Below are 16398 nucleotides of genomic sequence, written 5' to 3'. Positions count from 1 at the left end.
AATACACCACAATGAACGGAACACCCACCTGGCGGCTCAGCAGAATGTGCTCGCGCGTCTGCGGCATCGGGCCGTCCGCCGCCGACACCACCAGAATCGCACCGTCCATCTGCGCAGCACCCGTGATCATGTTCTTCACATAGTCCGCGTGACCCGGGCAGTCCACGTGCGCATAGTGACGCTCACTCGACTCGTACTCCACGTGCGCCGTCGCAATCGTGATACCACGCGCCTTCTCCTCCGGCGCATTGTCAATCTGGTCAAACGCACGAACGTCACCACCAGACTGCTCACCCATCACCTTCGTCATGGCTGCAGTCAGCGTCGTCTTACCATGGTCAACGTGACCAATCGTTCCCACGTTGCAGTGCGGCTTACTACGCTCAAACTTGCTCTTGGACACGGTTCATCCCCTTGTACTGTTGCTGCCGGCGCCAACGACGCCGGCACGAATTCCAATCACCGCGGGGCCACCTCTCCGGTGGCTGGCAGCGGTTCGCTCAGGAGGCTTTCTGGACCTCCGCAGCGACGCTCGCAGGCGCTTCCGCGTAGTGATCAAAGGTCATGACGTAGCTGGCACGCCCCTGGGTCGCGGAACGCAGATCCGTGGAGTAGCCGAACATTTCCTTCAGCGGCACGTCGGCGCGGATGATCCGGCCAACCGGGGCCTCTTCCATGCCCTTGATGGTGCCGCGACGGCGGTTCAGGTCACCGACCACGTCGCCCATGTAATCCTCGGGCGTCACCACCTCGACGGCCATCATCGGCTCGAGAAGGACGGGATCGGCCTTGGCCACGGCTTCCTTGAATGCCATGGAGCCGGCAATCTTAAACGCCATTTCAGAAGAGTCAACATCGTGGTAGGAACCGTCGAACAGAACCACCTTGAAGTCGACCACGGGATACCCGGCAATGACGCCGTTCTCCGCCTGCTCCTGGATGCCCTTGTCCACCGACGGGATGTATTCCTTCGGAATGACACCACCGACGATCTTGTTCTCGAACTCGTAGTCGCCACCACGATCCAGCGGGACCAGGCGAATCCAGACGTGACCGAACTGACCGCGACCACCCGACTGCCGGACGAACTTGCCTTCCTGTTCGACTTCCTTGCGGATGCTCTCGCGGTAGGCCACCTGCGGGTTACCCACATTGGCCTCGACCTTGAACTCGCGCTTCAGCCGGTCGACGATGATCTCCAGGTGCAGCTCGCCCATACCGGAGATGATGGTCTGACCGGATTCCTCGTCGGTACGCACCTGGAAGGACGGGTCTTCCTGGGCCAGCTTGCCCAGTGCCATGCCCATCTTTTCCTGGTCCGCCTTGGACTTCGGCTCCACCGCAACGGAGATAACCGGATCCGGAAACTCCATGCGCTCCAGCGTGATGTGCTTGTCTGCGGCACACAGGGTGTCACCGGTGGTGACATCCTTGAGACCAACCGCGGCGGCAATGTCACCGGCGCGCACTTCCTTGATCTCCTGGCGGTCATTGGAGTGCATCTGCACCAGCCGGCCGACGCGCTCCTTCTTGCCCTTGACCGGGTTGTAGACCTGGTCGCCGGACTGGATGACGCCGGAGTACACCCGGAAGAACGTCAGCGTCCCCACGTAGGGGTCGGTGGCGATCTTGAACGCCAGGGCGGCAAACGGCTCGTCGTCATCCGGATGACGTTCGGCCTTCTCGCCGTTGTCCAGCTCACCCTCGATGGCGGGCACCTGGTACGGGTTCGGCATGAACTCGATGACGGCATCCAGCAGCGCCTGGACGCCCTTGTTCTTGAACGCACTGCCGCAGGTCACGGTGACGATCTCGTTGGCGATCGTGCGCTGACGCAGGCCCGCACGGATGTCATCGTTGGTGAGATCGCCCTCGAGATACTTGTTCATGAGCTCTTCGTCGGCTTCGGCCGCGGCCTCGACCATCTGCTCACGGTACTTCTCGGCGCTCTCCTGCAGGTCCGCCGGAATCTCCTTGGACTCGTAGGTCATGCCCGCGTCGTCCGGATTCCAGTAGATGGCCCGCATTTCGATCAAGTCGACCACGCCGGCGAACTCGTCTTCCGCGCCGATGGGCAGCTGGATCGGCACCGCGTGCGTACCCAGGCGCGAGCCCAGCATTTCCACGCAGCGGTAGTAGTCCGCGCCCATCTTGTCCATCTTGTTGACGAACACCATGCGCGGCACGCCGTACTTGTTGGCCTGACGCCACACGGTCTCCGTCTGCGGCTCCACGCCGGCGTTGGCGTCCAGCACACAGACCGCACCGTCGAGCACCCGCAGGGACCGCTCCACCTCGATGGTGAAGTCCACGTGACCCGGGGTATCAATGATGTTGATACGGGTCTCGGGATACTGCTGGTCCATACCACGCCAGAACGTCGTCGTGGCAGCAGAGGTGATCGTGATGCCACGCTCCTGCTCCTGACTCATCCAGTCCATGGTGGCCGCACCGTCATGGACTTCGCCCATCTTGTGCGACACACCCGTGTAGAACAGGATGCGCTCGGTCACGGTGGTCTTGCCGGCATCAATGTGCGCCATGATGCCGATATTGCGATAGCGCTCGATAGGAGTCTTGCGTGGCACGGTCAATTACCCTTGCTGTTACCAGCGATAGTGAGAAAACGCCTTGTTGGCTTCGGCCATGCGGTGCGTGTCTTCACGCTTCTTCACCGCGGTGCCGCGACTTTCAGCGGCATCCCGGACCTCGCCGGACAGGCGCTGGGACATCGTCTTTTCACTGCGCTTGCGCGCGGCCTCGATCAGCCAGCGCATGGCCAGCGTATTACGGCGATCGGGACGAACCTCCACCGGCACCTGGTAGGTGGCGCCACCGACACGACGGGACTTCACCTCGACCGTGGGGCGGATGTTCTCCAGCGCCTGCTCCAGGGTCGCGACCGGCTCTGCGCTGCCCTTCTCCTGAATCTCGTCCAGCGCGTTATACACGATCCGCTCGGCGACGGACTTCTTGCCGTCGCTCATGAGCATGTTGACGAACTTCGCCAGCAGCTCACTCCCGAACTTGGGATCGGGAAGGACTTTACGTTTGGGAACTTCACGTCTTCTCGGCATGTTATTACCCGAAGCCTTTCAGAATACTGGGACGGAACCGACTAGCCCTTGGGCTTCTTGGTACCGTACTTGGAACGGCCCTGGCGGCGCTTGTCGACACCAGCGGTGTCCAGCGCGCCACGAACCGTGTGATAACGCACACCGGGCAAGTCCTTTACACGACCGCCACGGATCAGCACGACCGAGTGCTCCTGGAGGTTATGACCTTCACCACCAATATAGGAGGCGACTTCGTAACCGTTGGTCAGACGCACACGCGCGACCTTACGCAGGGCCGAGTTCGGCTTCTTCGGCGTGGTAGTGTAAACACGCGTGCATACGCCACGACGCTGGGGGCTCGCCTCGAGCGCCGGCACGTTGCTTTTCGCGGTCTTGCTACGGCGTCCCTTGCGGACCAACTGATTGATCGTAGCCATTAAATCGTTCACTCCAAGCTGTAAACAAACGACAGGCCGAACGAGCCGGCCTGTCGAAGGTGCGCAATTGTAGGCAGACAGGGTCCCCCTGTCAACCAAACCCTTGGCTGACGGGGGTTTCCGAAGACAGTACCGGGCCCGCCGTCAGCGCCGGCGGGCCCGGGGCGAGACGCCGGCTTACTCGTCCGGCGTTTCGCTGCGCTCGGTGGCTTCGCTGTCGCTCTCGGCGAGCTCCGAGGCGAGCTCCGCTTCGGCATCGGCCGCGGAGGTGGGCAGACCCATCTGCCGCTGGCGACGCCGCTCCTCGTGGTAGGCGAACCCGGTGCCGGCCGGAATCAGTCGACCCACGATGACGTTTTCCTTGAGCCCGCGGAGATCATCCTTGCCACCGCGTACAGAGGCCTCGGTGAGCACCCGCGTGGTCTCCTGGAACGACGCCGCGGAAATGAACGACTCGGTGGACAGCGACGCCTTGGTGATCCCGAGCAGGACCGGCTGGTAGTGCACCGGCGCCTTGTCACCAATGGCGAGCTCGTCGTTGATCTCATCCGCGGTGGCACGATCCACCTGCTCACCGCGCAGCAGGGTGCTGTCACCGGAGTCGGTGACCTCGGCCTTGCGCAGCATCTGGCGGATGATCACTTCGATGTGCTTGTCGTTGATCTTCACGCCCTGCAGACGGTAGACGTCCTGGATCTCCTTGACCACGTAGGCGGCCAATGCCGGCACACCCAGGAGGCGCAGGATGTCGTGCGGGCTGGGCTCGCCGTCGGCAACCACCTCGCCGCGCTCCACGTGCTCGCCCTCGAACACGTTGATGTTGCGCCACTTGGGAATCAGCTCCTCGTAGCTGTCACCCTCCTGCGGCGTGATGATCAGACGCTGCTTGCCCTTGGTCTCCTTGCCGAACGAGACGGTGCCGGAGATCTCGGCGAGGATCGCCGGTTCCTTCGGCTTGCGCGCCTCGAACAGGTCGGCAACACGGGGCAGACCACCGGTGATGTCGCGGGTCTTGGAAGACTCCTGCGGAATCCTCGCCAGCACGTCACCGACGTCCACGTCAGCGTTGTCTTCCACGCTGATGATGGCGCCCGCCGGCAGGTAGTACTGCGCCGGGATGTCCGTACCGGGAATCATGACGTCCTTGCCGTCATCATCCACCAGCTTGATCATCGGCCGCATGTCCTTGGCGGCCACGCGCTCGTCCTTCTTGGCGCCCGGGAGCTGACTGTCGTACTCCTGGTTGCCGCGGGTCTTGGGATCGGTGATCTCGAGGCTGGACAGGCCGGTGATCTCGTCCACCTGGCGGTTCACGGTCACGCCTTCGATAAAGTCGAAGAACCGCAGGCGACCGCGCACCTCCGTGACAATCGGGTGGGTGTGCGGGTCCCAGGTGGCAACCACCTGGTTCGCCTCCACGGCGTCCCCTTCGTTGACCGGAACCGTGGCACCGTACGGCACCTTGTAGCGCTCACGCTCACGCCCCTGCTCGTCCATGACGGTGATCTCACCGGACCGGGAGACCACGACCAGGTTGCCGGAGTGGTGCTGGATGGTGTTCAGCTTGTGGAACCGCACCCGGCCGGCCGACTTGACTTCCACGTCGCTCACGGCGGCGGCACGGGAGGCCGCACCACCGATGTGGAACGTGCGCATGGTCAGCTGCGTGCCCGGCTCGCCGATGGACTGCGCGGCGATGACGCCCACGGATTCGCCGACGTTGACCTGATGCCCGCGGGCCAGGTCGCGGCCGTAGCACATGGAGCACACGCCGTGACGGGTGTTACAGGTGATGGGCGAGCGCACCTTCACCTCGTCCACACCCATGGTTTCCATCTGGTCCACCAGCGCTTCGTCCAGCAGCGTCCCGGCCGGCAGGGCCACTTCCTGGCTCTCGCTGTCGAGGACGTCGTTGCAGAGCACACGGCCCAGCACGCGCTCGCGCAGCGGTTCCACCACGTCACCACCTTCAATGATGGGCGACATGTAGACGCCGTCGTCCGTGCCGCAGTCGTGCTCCGTGACCACCAGATCCTGAGCCACGTCCACGAGGCGGCGGGTCAGGTAACCGGAGTTGGCGGTCTTCAGCGCCGTATCCGCGAGCCCCTTACGGGCGCCGTGGGTGGAGATGAAGTACTGCAGCACGTTGAGGCCTTCACGGAAGTTCGCCGTGATCGGCGTCTCGATGATGGAGCCGTCCGGCTTCGCCATCAGACCGCGCATGCCGGAGAGCTGGCGGATCTGGGCGGCGGAGCCACGGGCGCCGGAGTCGGCCATCATGAAGATGGAGTTGAACGACGACTGCCGGACTTCGTTACCTTCCGCGTCGACCACCGCCTCGGTGCCGAGCTTGTCCATCATGGCCTTGGCCACCTGGTCGTTGGTGCGGGACCAGATGTCGACCACCTTGTTGTACCGTTCGCCGTTGGTGACCAGACCCGAGGCGTACTGCTCCTCGATGTCCTTCACCTCTTCCTCGGCCCCGCCAAGGATCCCGCCCTTCTCTTCCGGGATCACCATGTCGTTGACGCCGATGGACACGGCCGCACGGGTGGAGAAGTGGAAGCCCATGTACATGAGCTGGTCGGCGAAGATCACCGTCTCCTTCAGACCCACGTCGCGGTAGCAGGCGTTGATGGTGGCGGAGATGGACTTCTTGTTCATCTCCCGGTTCACCAGCTCGAACGGCAGGCCTTCCGGCATGATGCGGTAGATCAGCGCACGGCCGACGGTGGTGTCGTAGCGGGTGATGACCTCGCGGCGCGAGCCATCCTCCTCGATCACCGTCTCCTTGATGCGCACCTGCACGGCCGCCTGCAGACCCACCTGGCCACTGTCGTAGGCCCGGTGAACCTCGTTCAGGTCGGAGAAGCGCGTGCCCTCGCCCGAGGCGTTCACCCGGTGGCGGGACATGTAGTACAGCCCCAGCACCACGTCCTGGGACGGCACGATGATGGGATCACCGCTGGCGGGCGACAGGATGTTGTTGGTCGCCATCATCAGGGCGCGGGATTCCAGCTGCGCCTCCAGGGACAGGGGCACGTGCACGGCCATCTGGTCGCCGTCGAAGTCGGCGTTGTAGGCGGTGCAGACCAGCGGATGCAGCTGGATGGCCTTGCCCTCGATGAGCACCGGCTCGAACGCCTGGATGCCCAGGCGGTGAAGTGTGGGCGCCCGGTTGAGCAGCACCGGGTGTTCCCGGATGACATCCTCGAGGATGTCCCAGACTTCCGGCGCCTCGCGCTCGACCATCTTCTTGGCCGCCTTGATGGTGGTGGCCAGGCCCAGCCGCTGCAGCTTGGAGAAGATGAACGGCTTGAACAGCTCCAGCGCCATGCGCTTGGGCAGGCCGCACTGGTGCAGGCGCAGGGTGGGGCCGACCACGATCACGGAGCGGCCGGAGTAGTCCACGCGCTTGCCCAGCAGGTTCTGCCGGAAACGGCCCTGCTTGCCCTTGATCATGTCGGCCAGGGATTTCAGCGGACGCTTGTTGGTGCCGGTGATGGCCCGGCCGCGGCGGCCGTTATCCAGCAGCGCGTCCACGGACTCCTGCAGCATGCGCTTTTCGTTGCGCACGATGATGTCCGGGGCGTTCAGCTCCAGCAGCCGCTTGAGGCGGTTGTTGCGGTTGATCACCCGGCGGTAGAGATCGTTCAGGTCACTGGTCGCGAAGCGCCCGCCGTCCAGGGGCACCAGCGGGCGCAGATCCGGCGGCAGCACCGGCAGCACGTCCAGCACCATCCACTCCGGCTTGTTGCCGGACTCGATGAACGCCTCGACGATCTTCAGCCGCTTGGACAGCCGCTTGATCTTGGTGTCGGAGTTGGTGGCGTTGAGCTCCTCGCGCAGCTTCTGCTGCTCTTCCTGCAGCTCGACGCTGGACAGCAGCTCCTTCACCGCCTCGGCGCCCATGCGCGCGTCGAACTCGTCGCCGTACTGCTCCACGGCGTCCAGGTAACCCTCGTCGGTGAGCAGCTGACCCCGCTCCAGCGGCGTCATGCCCGGGTCGATGACGATGAACGCCTCGAAGTAGAGCACGCGCTCGATGTCGCGCAGGGTCATGTCCAGCAGCAGGCCGATGCGGCTGGGCAGGGACTTGAGGTACCAGATGTGCGCCACCGGGCTGGCCAGGTCGATATGACCCATGCGCTCACGGCGCACCTTGGCCAGCGTGACCTCGACGCCGCACTTCTCGCAGACCACGCCACGATGCTTGAGGCGCTTGTACTTGCCGCACAGGCACTCGTAGTCCTTGACCGGGCCAAAGATCTTGGCGCAGAACAGCCCGTCGCGCTCCGGCTTGAAGGTACGGTAGTTGATGGTCTCCGGCTTCTTCACTTCACCGAAGGACCAGGACCGGATCATTTCCGGCGATGCCAGCTTGATCCGGATGGAATCGAAATCATCCGGCTGTCCGCCGGCCTGCTTGAACAGATTGAGAAGGTCTTTCATAGCCGTTCGTCCGCCAACCTCGTTCGTGAATGCTGACGCCGCTGCCGGGCAAGCCCCGGCAGCGGTGCGCTTGTGGTGATCAGTCCTGTTCCAGCTCGATATTGATACCGAGGGAGCGGATCTCCTTGATCAACACGTTGAAGGACTCGGGCATACCGGCCTTCATTTCATGATTGCCGTCCACGATGTTCTTGTACATCTGTGTCCGGCCGTTCACGTCGTCGGATTTCACCGTCAGCATCTCCTGCAGCGTATACGCCGCACCGTAGGCCTCCAGCGCCCAGACTTCCATCTCACCGAAGCGCTGACCACCGAACTGCGCCTTGCCGCCCAGCGGCTGCTGGGTGACCAGCGAGTACGGCCCGGTGGAACGGGCGTGGACCTTGTCGTCGATCAGGTGGTTGAGCTTGAGCATGTACATGTAGCCCACGGTCACCGGGCGATCAAAGGCATCGCCGGTACGGCCGTCGAACAGCGTGGTCTGGCCGGATTCCGGCAGCCCCGCCTGGCGCAGCATGTACTTGATCTCGTCCTCGTTGGCACCATCGAAGACCGGCGTGGCCATGGGCACCCCGCCGCGGAGGTTGTCGCACAGGCGCACCACCTCCTCGTCGCTGAGGTTCGCCAGGTCCACGGTCTGGCCGCTGTGGTTGTAGATGGCATCCAGCTCCTGGCGCAATTCGTCCACCTTGGCCTTGGCGTCGAGCATTCGGGCGAGTTTGCGCCCCAGCTCCTTGGCCGCCCAGCCCAGATGGACTTCCAGCACCTGCCCCACGTTCATGCGTGATGGCACACCCAGCGGGCTGAGCACCACGTCCACCGGACGGCCGTCCTTGTCGAACGGCATGTCCTCCTGGGGCACGATCATGGAGATGACGCCCTTGTTCCCGTGGCGGCCGGCCATCTTGTCACCGGCCTGGAAACGGCGCTTCACCGCCAGGTAGACCTTGACCATCTTCAGCACGCCGGGAGCAAGGTCGTCACCCTGGGTGATCTTGCCCTTCTTCTCCTCGAAGTGCTGCTCGAACGCTTCCTGCTGGGATTTCAGCTGCTGCTGCACCCGCTCCAGGAGCTCGTTCGCGGACTCGTCCTTCAGACGGATCTCGAACCACTTCTCCCGGTCCAGCGTCTCCAGGTATTTCTCGGAGACCTTGTTGCCGGACTTCAGGCCGTTCGGGCCGCCTTCGGCTTCCAGGCCGACAATGGCCGACTGCACGCGCTGGAAGGCGTCGTCCTCGAAGATGCGGTACTGGTCGTCCAGATCCTTGCGAATCTTCGCCAGCGCCTCGCGCTCGATGGACAGCGCGCGGGAGTCCTTCTCCACGCCGTCGCGGGTGAAGACCTGCACGTCGATGACCGTGCCGTCCATGCCCGAGGACACACGCGAAGAGGTGTCCTTCACGTCCGACGCCTTCTCGCCGAAGATGGCGCGCAGGAGTTTCTCCTCCGGCGTCAGCTGGCTCTCGCCCTTGGGCGTGACCTTGCCCACCAGGATGTCACCCGCCTTCACCTCGGCGCCGATGTAGACGATACCGGCCTCGTCCAGCTTGGACAGGGCGGACTCGCCCACGTTGGGGATGTCGGCGGTGATCTCCTCCGGCCCCAGCTTGGTGTCCCGGGCCACGCAGGTGAGCTCCTCGATGTGGATCGTGGTGTAACGATCCTCCTGGACCACCCTCTCGGAGATGAGGATGGAGTCCTCGAAGTTGTAACCGTTCCAGGGCATGAAGGCGATGAGCATGTTCTGCCCCAGCGCCAGCTCGCCCATGTCCGTGCTCGGGCCGTCGGCCAGCACGTCACCGGTGGCCACCACGTCACCCACGTTCACCAGGGACTTCTGGTTGATGCAGGTGTTCTGGTTCGAGCGCGTGTACTTGGTGAGGTTGTAGATATCCACACCCGGCTCACCCGGCGCCGTTTCGTCATCGTTGACGCGAATGACCACGCGGGCCGCGTCCACGGACTCGACCACGCCGCCCCGGCGCGCCACCACGGTGACACCGGAGTCGGTGGCCACGGCACGTTCCATGCCGGTACCCACCAGCGGCTTCTCGCCACGCAGAGTGGGCACCGCCTGGCGCTGCATGTTGGCACCCATCAGCGCGCGGTTGGCGTCGTCGTGCTCCAGAAACGGCACCAGCGCCGCGGCCACGGAGACCGTCTGCTTCGGCGACACGTCCATGTACTGGATCTTGTCCGGGGTGGACATGCCGAACTCGTTCTGGTGCCGGATCGAGATCAGGTCGTCCGCCAGGTTGCCGTTCTCGTCCAGCCGGGCGTTGGCCTGGGCGATGATGTAGCGGGACTCCTCGATCGCCGAGAGGTAGTCCACCTGGGACGTGACCTGGCCATCCACCACGCGGCGGTACGGCGTCTCCAGGAAGCCGTAACGGTTGGTGCGGGCGTAGCAGGCCAGCGAGTTGATCAGACCGATGTTCGGCCCTTCCGGCGTCTCGATCGGGCAGACACGACCGTAGTGGGTCGGATGCACGTCACGGACTTCGAAGCCGGCACGCTCACGGGTCAGACCACCCGGCCCGAGGGCGGAGACCCGGCGCTTGTGGGTCACCTCGGAGAGCGGGTTGTTCTGGTCCATGAACTGCGACAGCTGCGAGGAGCCGAAGAACTCCTTGATCGCCGCGGCCACGGGCTTGGCGTTGATCAGCTCCTGGGGCATCAGCCCCTCGCTCTCCGCCAGGCTCAGGCGTTCCCGCACGGCGCGCTCGACGCGCACCAGGCCGACGCGGAAGACATTCTCCGCCATCTCGCCCACGGAGCGGATGCGGCGGTTGCCCAGGTGGTCGATGTCGTCGACCGTGTCCTTGCCGTTGCGGATGTCGATCATCGCCTTGAGCACGTCGATGATGTCGTCGTTGCTCAGCGTGCCCGGGCCCGTCACTTCGTCGCGCCCGACCCGGAGGTTGAACTTCATCCGGCCGACGGCGGAGAGGTCATACCGGTCCTCGGAGAAGAACAGGTTCTGGAACAGGCTCTCGGCGGCATCCTTCGTCGGCGGCTCGCCCGGGCGCATCATGCGGTAGATCTCGACCAGCGATTCCAGCTGGGTGCGCGTGGTATCGATCCGCAGCGTGTTGGACACGTACGGACCCTGGTCGAGATCGTTCACGAACAGGGTGTCGATCTTCTTGATACCGGCATCACGCATCGCCTGGATGCTGTCGGGCGTCAGCTCGGCGTTGGCCTCGGCGATCACTTCGCCGGTGGAGGCGTCCACCACGTCGTGCGCCAGGATACGGCCTTCCAGGTACTCTTCCGGCACCGTGAGCTGCTTCATTTCCGCCTTTTCCATCTGGCGGATGTGCCGCGCGGTCACGCGCCGCCCCTGCTCCACCAGCACCTCGCCGTTGAGCTCGATGGGGAACTGGGCGGTCTCGCCACGCAGCCGCTCCGGGACCAGGTCCAGGACCACGCTGTCCTTCTTGAAGTGGAACGTGTTCTTCTCGAAGAAGAGATCCAGGATCTCTTCCGGGCCGTAGCCCAGCGCGCGCAGCAGGATGGTCGCCGGCAGCTTCCGGCGACGGTCGATGCGCACGAAAATGTTGTCCTTGGGATCGAACTCGAAGTCGAGCCAGGAGCCGCGGTAGGGGATCACCCGCGCGGAGAACAGCAGCTTGCCCGAGGAGTGCGTCTTGCCCTTGTCGTGGTCAAAGAACACACCCGGCGAACGGTGCAGCTGGTTGACGATGACACGCTCGGTGCCGTTCACGACGAAGGTGCCGTTCTCGGTCATGAGCGGCAGTTCGCCCATGTAGACTTCCTGTTCCTTGACGTCCTTGACCGTCTTGGCGTCCTTGTCGTAAATCACAAGGCGTACCAGGGCGCGCAGCGGTGCCGCGTAGGTCATGCCGCGAAGCTGACACTCCTTGACGTCGAACACGGGCGTTCCGATACGGTAGTTGACATACTCCAGCGCCGCCGAGCCCGAATAGCTGCTGATCGGGAACACGGAGCGGAACGCGGCATGCAGACCGGCGTCGTCACGCTGGTCAGGGTTCGAGTCCAGCTGCAGGAACTGGTGGTAGGAATCCAGCTGCGTCGCTAGAAGATAGGGGACCTCCAGAATATTGGGGATCTTGCCGAAATCCTTGCGGATACGCTTCTTTTCGGTGAACGAATAGGCCATCGAGGTTCCTCACCCAAGTTCGTCCGGGGAACGAGACAGTTGTTTAAACTTCCGCACTCAGGCCTCAACGGCCGAAGCACGTAACTTTAAACCCGCTCGGACATCCGGTTGTCCCAGAAACGGGAAAAGGCCGGCGGCCACTGGGCCACCAGCCGATCCCGATCACAGCTTGCTAACGCTCTCTACCGTCAAGTCTTACTTGATCTCGACGGAAGCGCCAGCCTCTTCCAGCTTGCTCTTCATCTCTTCGGCTTCGTCCTTGCTCGCACCTTCCTTGAGCGGGGACGGGGCGCCTTCGACGACTTCCTTGGCTTCCTTCAGACCCAGGCCGGTGATGCCGCGCACGGCCTTGATCACGCCGACCTTGTTGTCACCGAAGCTGCTCAGGATGACGTCGAACTCGGTCTTCTCTTCGGCGGCTTCAGCCTCGCCACCACCAGCGGCGGCAGGCGCAGCGGCCACGGCGGCAGCCGCGGTGACGCCGAACTTCTCTTCCATCGCCTCGATGAGATCAACGATCTCGAGGACGCTCATGTTACCGATCGTCTCGAGGATGTCCTCTTTGGAAACGGCCATTTTGAAACTCCTGCGTTTAAACGGTCAGATCAGCCCCTTCGGGCTTTGACTGCGTAATGAAAGAATCAGACGAAAACCGGAAGTCGATCAGCCCGCCTCTTTGGCATCGCGAACAGCGGCCAGCGTCCGCACCAGCTTGCCGGGCACCTCGTTCAAGGTGGTCGCCAGCTTCTGGGTCGGCGCCTTCATGGTCGCCATCAGCTTGCTGATAGCCTCGTCACGCGTGGGCAGGCTCGCCAGGCGCTCCAGTTCGGAGGCCGGGTAGACTGAACCACTGATGGAGACGAACTTGGGAACAAGGTTGCTGTTCTCCTTGGCGTAGGACTTCACCAGCCGCGCTGCAGAACCCGGATCCTCCTGGGAGAATGCGAGCATCAGCGGACCGGAGAACTCCTCCGTCATGCATTCGAAGTCCGTCCCTTCAACAGCCCGACGCGCAATCGAGTTCTTGACCACCCGCAGGTAGACACCCTGATTGCGTGCCTGGGCGCGCAGGCTGTCCATCTCGGTCGCCTTGATACCGCGATACTCCGCAGCAACGGCCGAGTGGGCCGATTGGGCGACCGCATTGACTTCCGCGGTCATCGCCTTTTTCTGTTCCAGACTCATTGGCATTGGGAATGTCCTCCTGGAACCTGGCCATGACCCCCGACAACGACACGTTGCCAGGGCGCGTGTGAGCCGGATAATCCGGCTCGCCCCTTTCGGGGTTGAACGGTCGCCTTCCGCAGCATTGATCTGCCCGGGGCTGCACCGTCTACGCTGGCCGACCACCGGAGTGATCGATTAAGCGGCCGGAGCCGCGCCAAGCGGTCTCTGACGGCTGCCGCTTTCCGACAGCCTCAAGACACCGCGCGGGCGATGGCAGCACCATCACCCGATGCGGATCTGGTTCAGGTGTTCAGCGACGACAGATCCAGGGCAATCCCCGGACCCATGGTGGACGCCACCGTCACCTTCTTCATGTAAATGCCCTTGGCAGCTGCCGGCTTGGCCTTGTTCAGGTCCGACACCAGCGCTTCCAGATTCTCGCGCAGCTGCTGGGGCGTAAAGTCGATCTTGCCGATACCGGCATGGATGATGCCCTTCTTGTCGGTGCGATACCGCACCTGACCGGCCTTGGCGTTCTTCACCGCCGCGGCCACGTCCTGGGCAACCGTCCCGACTTTCGGGTTCGGCATGAGACCGCGCGGGCCGAGAATCGTTCCCAGCTTGCCCACGGTACCCATGGTATCAGGGCTGGCAATCACCACGTTGAAGTCCAGGTCGCCGCCCTTGATCTGCTCGGCAAGGTCGTCCATACCGACCACGTCGGCCCCGGCTTCCTTCGCGGCTTCGGCCTTCTCGCCCTGGGCGAAGACCGCAACCCGCACGCTCTTGCCGGTGCCGTTGGGCAGCACGGTGGAACCGCGCACGATCTGATCCGACTTCCGCGGATCAACACCCAGGTTCACCGCCACTTCCACCGTCTCCGCGAACCGCGGCGCCGGCAGATCCTTCAGCAGTGCAAAGGCATCTTCGGCAGGGTACTGCTTGCCGCGCTCAACCTTCTCGGCGAACGCTTTCTGGCGCTTGGTCAGCTTAGCCATTATTCGACCCCCTCAACCTCGAGACCCATGCTCCGCGCGCTACCGGCGATGGTGCGCACGGCCGCATCCATATCGGAGGCGGACAGGTCCGGCTCCTTGGTGCGTGCAATCTCCTCGAGCTGTTCGCGGGTCACCGTGCCCACCTTGTCCTTGTTCGGCACACCGGAACCGCTCTTGATGCCCGCAGCCTTCTTCAGCAGGATCGCCGCCGGCGGGGTCTTGGTGATGAACGTGAAGCTGCGGTCGGAGTAGACCGTGATCACCACGGGAATCGGCAGCCCCGGCTCCATCTCCTGGGTCTGGGCGTTGAACGCCTTACAGAACTCCATGATGTTCACGCCATGCTGACCCAGCGCGGGGCCGACGGGCGGCGACGGGTTGGCCTGACCGGCCTTGACCTGCAGCTTGATATAAGCTGAAACCTTCTTGGCCATGAAAGCCTCCTGATGTGGGTGCGAACGCCTTATCGGCTCCCCGGTTCAAATACGTAACGCCGGAACGGGCCACCCCGATCCGGCGCTCGGCCCGAGCGCGTCGCTCAGGTTTTCTCGACCTGATCGAAGCCCAGCTCCACCGGCGTGGAACGGCCAAAGATCAGGACGGCCACCCGAAGGCGGCTCTTTTCGTAGTTCACTTCTTCCACGGCGCCGTTGAAATCGGTGAACGGCCCGTCGATGACGCGCACCACTTCGCCGACCTCGAACAGCACCTTCGGGCGCGGCTTCTCGACACCCTCCTGCACCCGGTTGAGGATCTGGTCCGCCTCCCGGTCGGAGATCGGTGCCGGGCGGTCACTGCGCCCACCGATGAAGCCCATGACCCGCGGGACTTCCTTCACCAGGTGCCAGGTCTCGTCATCCATCTCCATGCGGACCAGCACGTAACCGGGGAAGAACTTCCGCTCACTGCGGCGCTTCTGCCCGCCGCGGATCTCGACCACCTCTTCCGTGGGCACGAGAATGTCGCCGAACTTGTCTTCCAGGCCCGCGCGCTTGACGCGATCTTCGATGGCCTGCTTGACCTTGTTCTCAAACCCGGAATAGGCGTGAACCACATACCAGCGCATCGTCATGCCCTCAGCCTCCCGGATTAAGCAGCTGCTGGACGCCCCAGAGGAAGAACATGTCCATCAGCCATAGAAAGATTGCCACCAGGACGACAACAATCAGCACGATGATCGTCGTCTGCACGGTTTCCTGCCGGGTCGGCCAGACCACCTTGCGCACCTCGGTGCGGGAATCCTGCATGAAACGCCAGAGATTCGCGCCCGGGTTGGTGGTGACCGCAATACCCACGGCGACCGCGCCAACGGCAAGAATGCCGAGCACCCGGAACAGCTGCGGCTGGTCCTCGTAGACATAGAAGCCGAAGATGCCGGCCCCGAGGATCACGAGCGCTGCCACCAGCTTGATGGTGTCAGCCGGCGAGTTTTCGGTGTTCGACTTGGACTTCATCGGTTCCGCGGGACTCCGATCGGGAAGCGCCCTGAAGGCGACACGCCCTGCCATCCTGTTGAGTGGCAGGCCAGGAGGGACTCGAACCCCCAACCTGCGGTTTTGGAGACCGCTGCTCTGCCAATTGAGCTACTGGCCTGTTGAACGTCTTGCTTAACGGAACCCAAGCGGCCAAGGCGCGAGCCGGTTATACCTGACTCGCGCCCCGTAGTCTACCGCATTGTTCCGCGTTACGCAGGCTCCGATCAGTCGATGATCTTGGAGACCACGCCGGCACCGACGGTGCGGCCGCCTTCGCGGATGGCGAAGCGCAGACCGTCTTCCATCGCGATCGGCGCAATCAGCGACACCGTCATCTGCACGTTGTCACCCGGCATCACCATCTCCGTACCCGACGGCAGCTCACAGGAACCCGTCACGTCCGTCGTACGGAAGTAAAACTGCGGGCGATACCCGTTGAAGAACGGCGTGTGACGACCACCCTCGTCCTTCGACAGAATGTACACCTCGCACTCGAACTTCGTGTGCGGCGTGATCGAACCCGGCTTGCACAGCACCTGACCACGCTCCACGTCATCACGCTTCGTACCACGCAGCAGCGCACCAATGTTGTCGCCCGCCTCGCCCTGGTCCAGCAGCTTGCGGAACATCTCAACACCCGTGCACACCGTCTTCACCGTCGGACGAATA

Annotated in this window: 13 protein-coding genes and 1 tRNA gene; all 14 read right to left on the bottom strand. The window is 63.4% G+C overall.

Annotated features, from left to right (window positions below):
- Positions 1 to 403 (bottom strand): GTP-binding protein (locus BMZ02_RS18585; protein WP_139209210.1); only part of this gene is annotated, 403 nt, incomplete at its 3' end.
- Positions 404 to 500: 97 nt separating this feature from the next.
- Positions 501 to 2588: an elongation factor G gene (fusA, locus tag BMZ02_RS18580; RefSeq protein WP_091646579.1), complete on the bottom strand. Its 2088-nt coding sequence runs from the start codon at positions 2586 to 2588 to the stop codon at positions 501 to 503.
- A gap of 18 nt (positions 2589 to 2606) precedes the next feature.
- Entirely contained in the window at positions 2607 to 3077 is a 471-nt protein-coding gene (gene rpsG / locus BMZ02_RS18575; RefSeq protein WP_091646578.1) for a 30S ribosomal protein S7, read from the bottom strand.
- Between the two features lie 41 nt (positions 3078 to 3118).
- Positions 3119 to 3493, bottom strand: coding sequence for a 30S ribosomal protein S12 (gene rpsL, locus BMZ02_RS18570; RefSeq protein ID WP_091646576.1), 375 nt, complete (start codon positions 3491 to 3493; stop codon positions 3119 to 3121).
- Positions 3494 to 3670: 177 nt separating this feature from the next.
- Positions 3671 to 7945, bottom strand: coding sequence for a DNA-directed RNA polymerase subunit beta' (rpoC, locus tag BMZ02_RS18565; protein WP_091646574.1), 4275 nt, complete (start codon positions 7943 to 7945; stop codon positions 3671 to 3673).
- Positions 7946 to 8024: 79 nt separating this feature from the next.
- Complete coding sequence (gene rpoB / locus BMZ02_RS18560) at positions 8025 to 12089, bottom strand: DNA-directed RNA polymerase subunit beta (protein ID WP_091646572.1); 4065 nt, start codon at positions 12087 to 12089, stop codon at positions 8025 to 8027.
- A 195-nt stretch (positions 12090 to 12284) separates the two neighbouring features.
- Entirely contained in the window at positions 12285 to 12665 is a 381-nt protein-coding gene (gene rplL / locus BMZ02_RS18555; protein WP_091646570.1) for a 50S ribosomal protein L7/L12, read from the bottom strand.
- Positions 12666 to 12752: 87 nt separating this feature from the next.
- Complete coding sequence (gene rplJ, locus BMZ02_RS18550) at positions 12753 to 13280, bottom strand: 50S ribosomal protein L10 (protein WP_091646568.1); 528 nt, start codon at positions 13278 to 13280, stop codon at positions 12753 to 12755.
- A gap of 278 nt (positions 13281 to 13558) precedes the next feature.
- Positions 13559 to 14254 carry a 50S ribosomal protein L1 gene (gene rplA / locus BMZ02_RS18545; protein WP_091646566.1) on the bottom strand — a complete coding sequence of 232 codons (696 nt, stop codon included), beginning with the start codon at positions 14252 to 14254 and terminating at the stop codon, positions 13559 to 13561.
- Complete coding sequence (gene rplK / locus BMZ02_RS18540) at positions 14254 to 14688, bottom strand: 50S ribosomal protein L11 (RefSeq protein WP_091646563.1); 435 nt, start codon at positions 14686 to 14688, stop codon at positions 14254 to 14256. Before rplK ends, rplA begins: the two co-directional genes overlap by 1 nt.
- Before the next feature lie 104 nt (positions 14689 to 14792).
- Complete coding sequence (gene nusG / locus BMZ02_RS18535) at positions 14793 to 15326, bottom strand: transcription termination/antitermination protein NusG (protein ID WP_091646561.1); 534 nt, start codon at positions 15324 to 15326, stop codon at positions 14793 to 14795.
- A gap of 4 nt (positions 15327 to 15330) precedes the next feature.
- Positions 15331 to 15708 carry a preprotein translocase subunit SecE gene (gene secE / locus BMZ02_RS18530; RefSeq protein ID WP_091646560.1) on the bottom strand — a complete coding sequence of 126 codons (378 nt, stop codon included), beginning with the start codon at positions 15706 to 15708 and terminating at the stop codon, positions 15331 to 15333.
- Positions 15709 to 15771: 63 nt separating this feature from the next.
- Positions 15772 to 15847 (bottom strand) — tRNA-Trp (locus BMZ02_RS18525).
- Positions 15848 to 15953: 106 nt separating this feature from the next.
- On the bottom strand, positions 15954 to 16398 hold a 445-nt coding region (locus BMZ02_RS18520), incomplete at its 5' end, for an EF-Tu C-terminal domain-related protein (RefSeq protein ID WP_342707953.1).

It is taken from the genome of Aquisalimonas asiatica (assembly GCF_900110585.1).
Taxonomy (GTDB): Bacteria; Pseudomonadota; Gammaproteobacteria; order Nitrococcales; family Aquisalimonadaceae; genus Aquisalimonas; species Aquisalimonas asiatica.
This window is presented reverse-complemented; position numbering and strand designations above follow the sequence as displayed.

What these genes read in the sequence shown, in the direction of transcription:
- rpsG (WP_091646578.1), bottom strand. Translation starts at nt 3,077, where the DNA reads ATGCCGAGAAGACGTGAAGTTCCCAAACGTAAAGTCCTTCCCGATCCC.
- rpsL (WP_091646576.1), bottom strand. Translation starts at nt 3,493, where the DNA reads ATGGCTACGATCAATCAGTTGGTCCGCAAGGGACGCCGTAGCAAGACC.
- rpoC (WP_091646574.1), bottom strand. Translation starts at nt 7,945, where the DNA reads ATGAAAGACCTTCTCAATCTGTTCAAGCAGGCCGGCGGACAGCCGGAT.
- rpoB (WP_091646572.1), bottom strand. Translation starts at nt 12,089, where the DNA reads ATGGCCTATTCGTTCACCGAAAAGAAGCGTATCCGCAAGGATTTCGGC.
- rplL (WP_091646570.1), bottom strand. Translation starts at nt 12,665, where the DNA reads ATGGCCGTTTCCAAAGAGGACATCCTCGAGACGATCGGTAACATGAGC.
- rplJ (WP_091646568.1), bottom strand. Translation starts at nt 13,280, where the DNA reads ATGCCAATGAGTCTGGAACAGAAAAAGGCGATGACCGCGGAAGTCAAT.
- rplA (WP_091646566.1), bottom strand. Translation starts at nt 14,254, where the DNA reads ATGGCTAAGCTGACCAAGCGCCAGAAAGCGTTCGCCGAGAAGGTTGAG.
- rplK (WP_091646563.1), bottom strand. Translation starts at nt 14,688, where the DNA reads ATGGCCAAGAAGGTTTCAGCTTATATCAAGCTGCAGGTCAAGGCCGGT.
- nusG (WP_091646561.1), bottom strand. Translation starts at nt 15,326, where the DNA reads ATGACGATGCGCTGGTATGTGGTTCACGCCTATTCCGGGTTTGAGAAC.
- secE (WP_091646560.1), bottom strand. Translation starts at nt 15,708, where the DNA reads ATGAAGTCCAAGTCGAACACCGAAAACTCGCCGGCTGACACCATCAAG.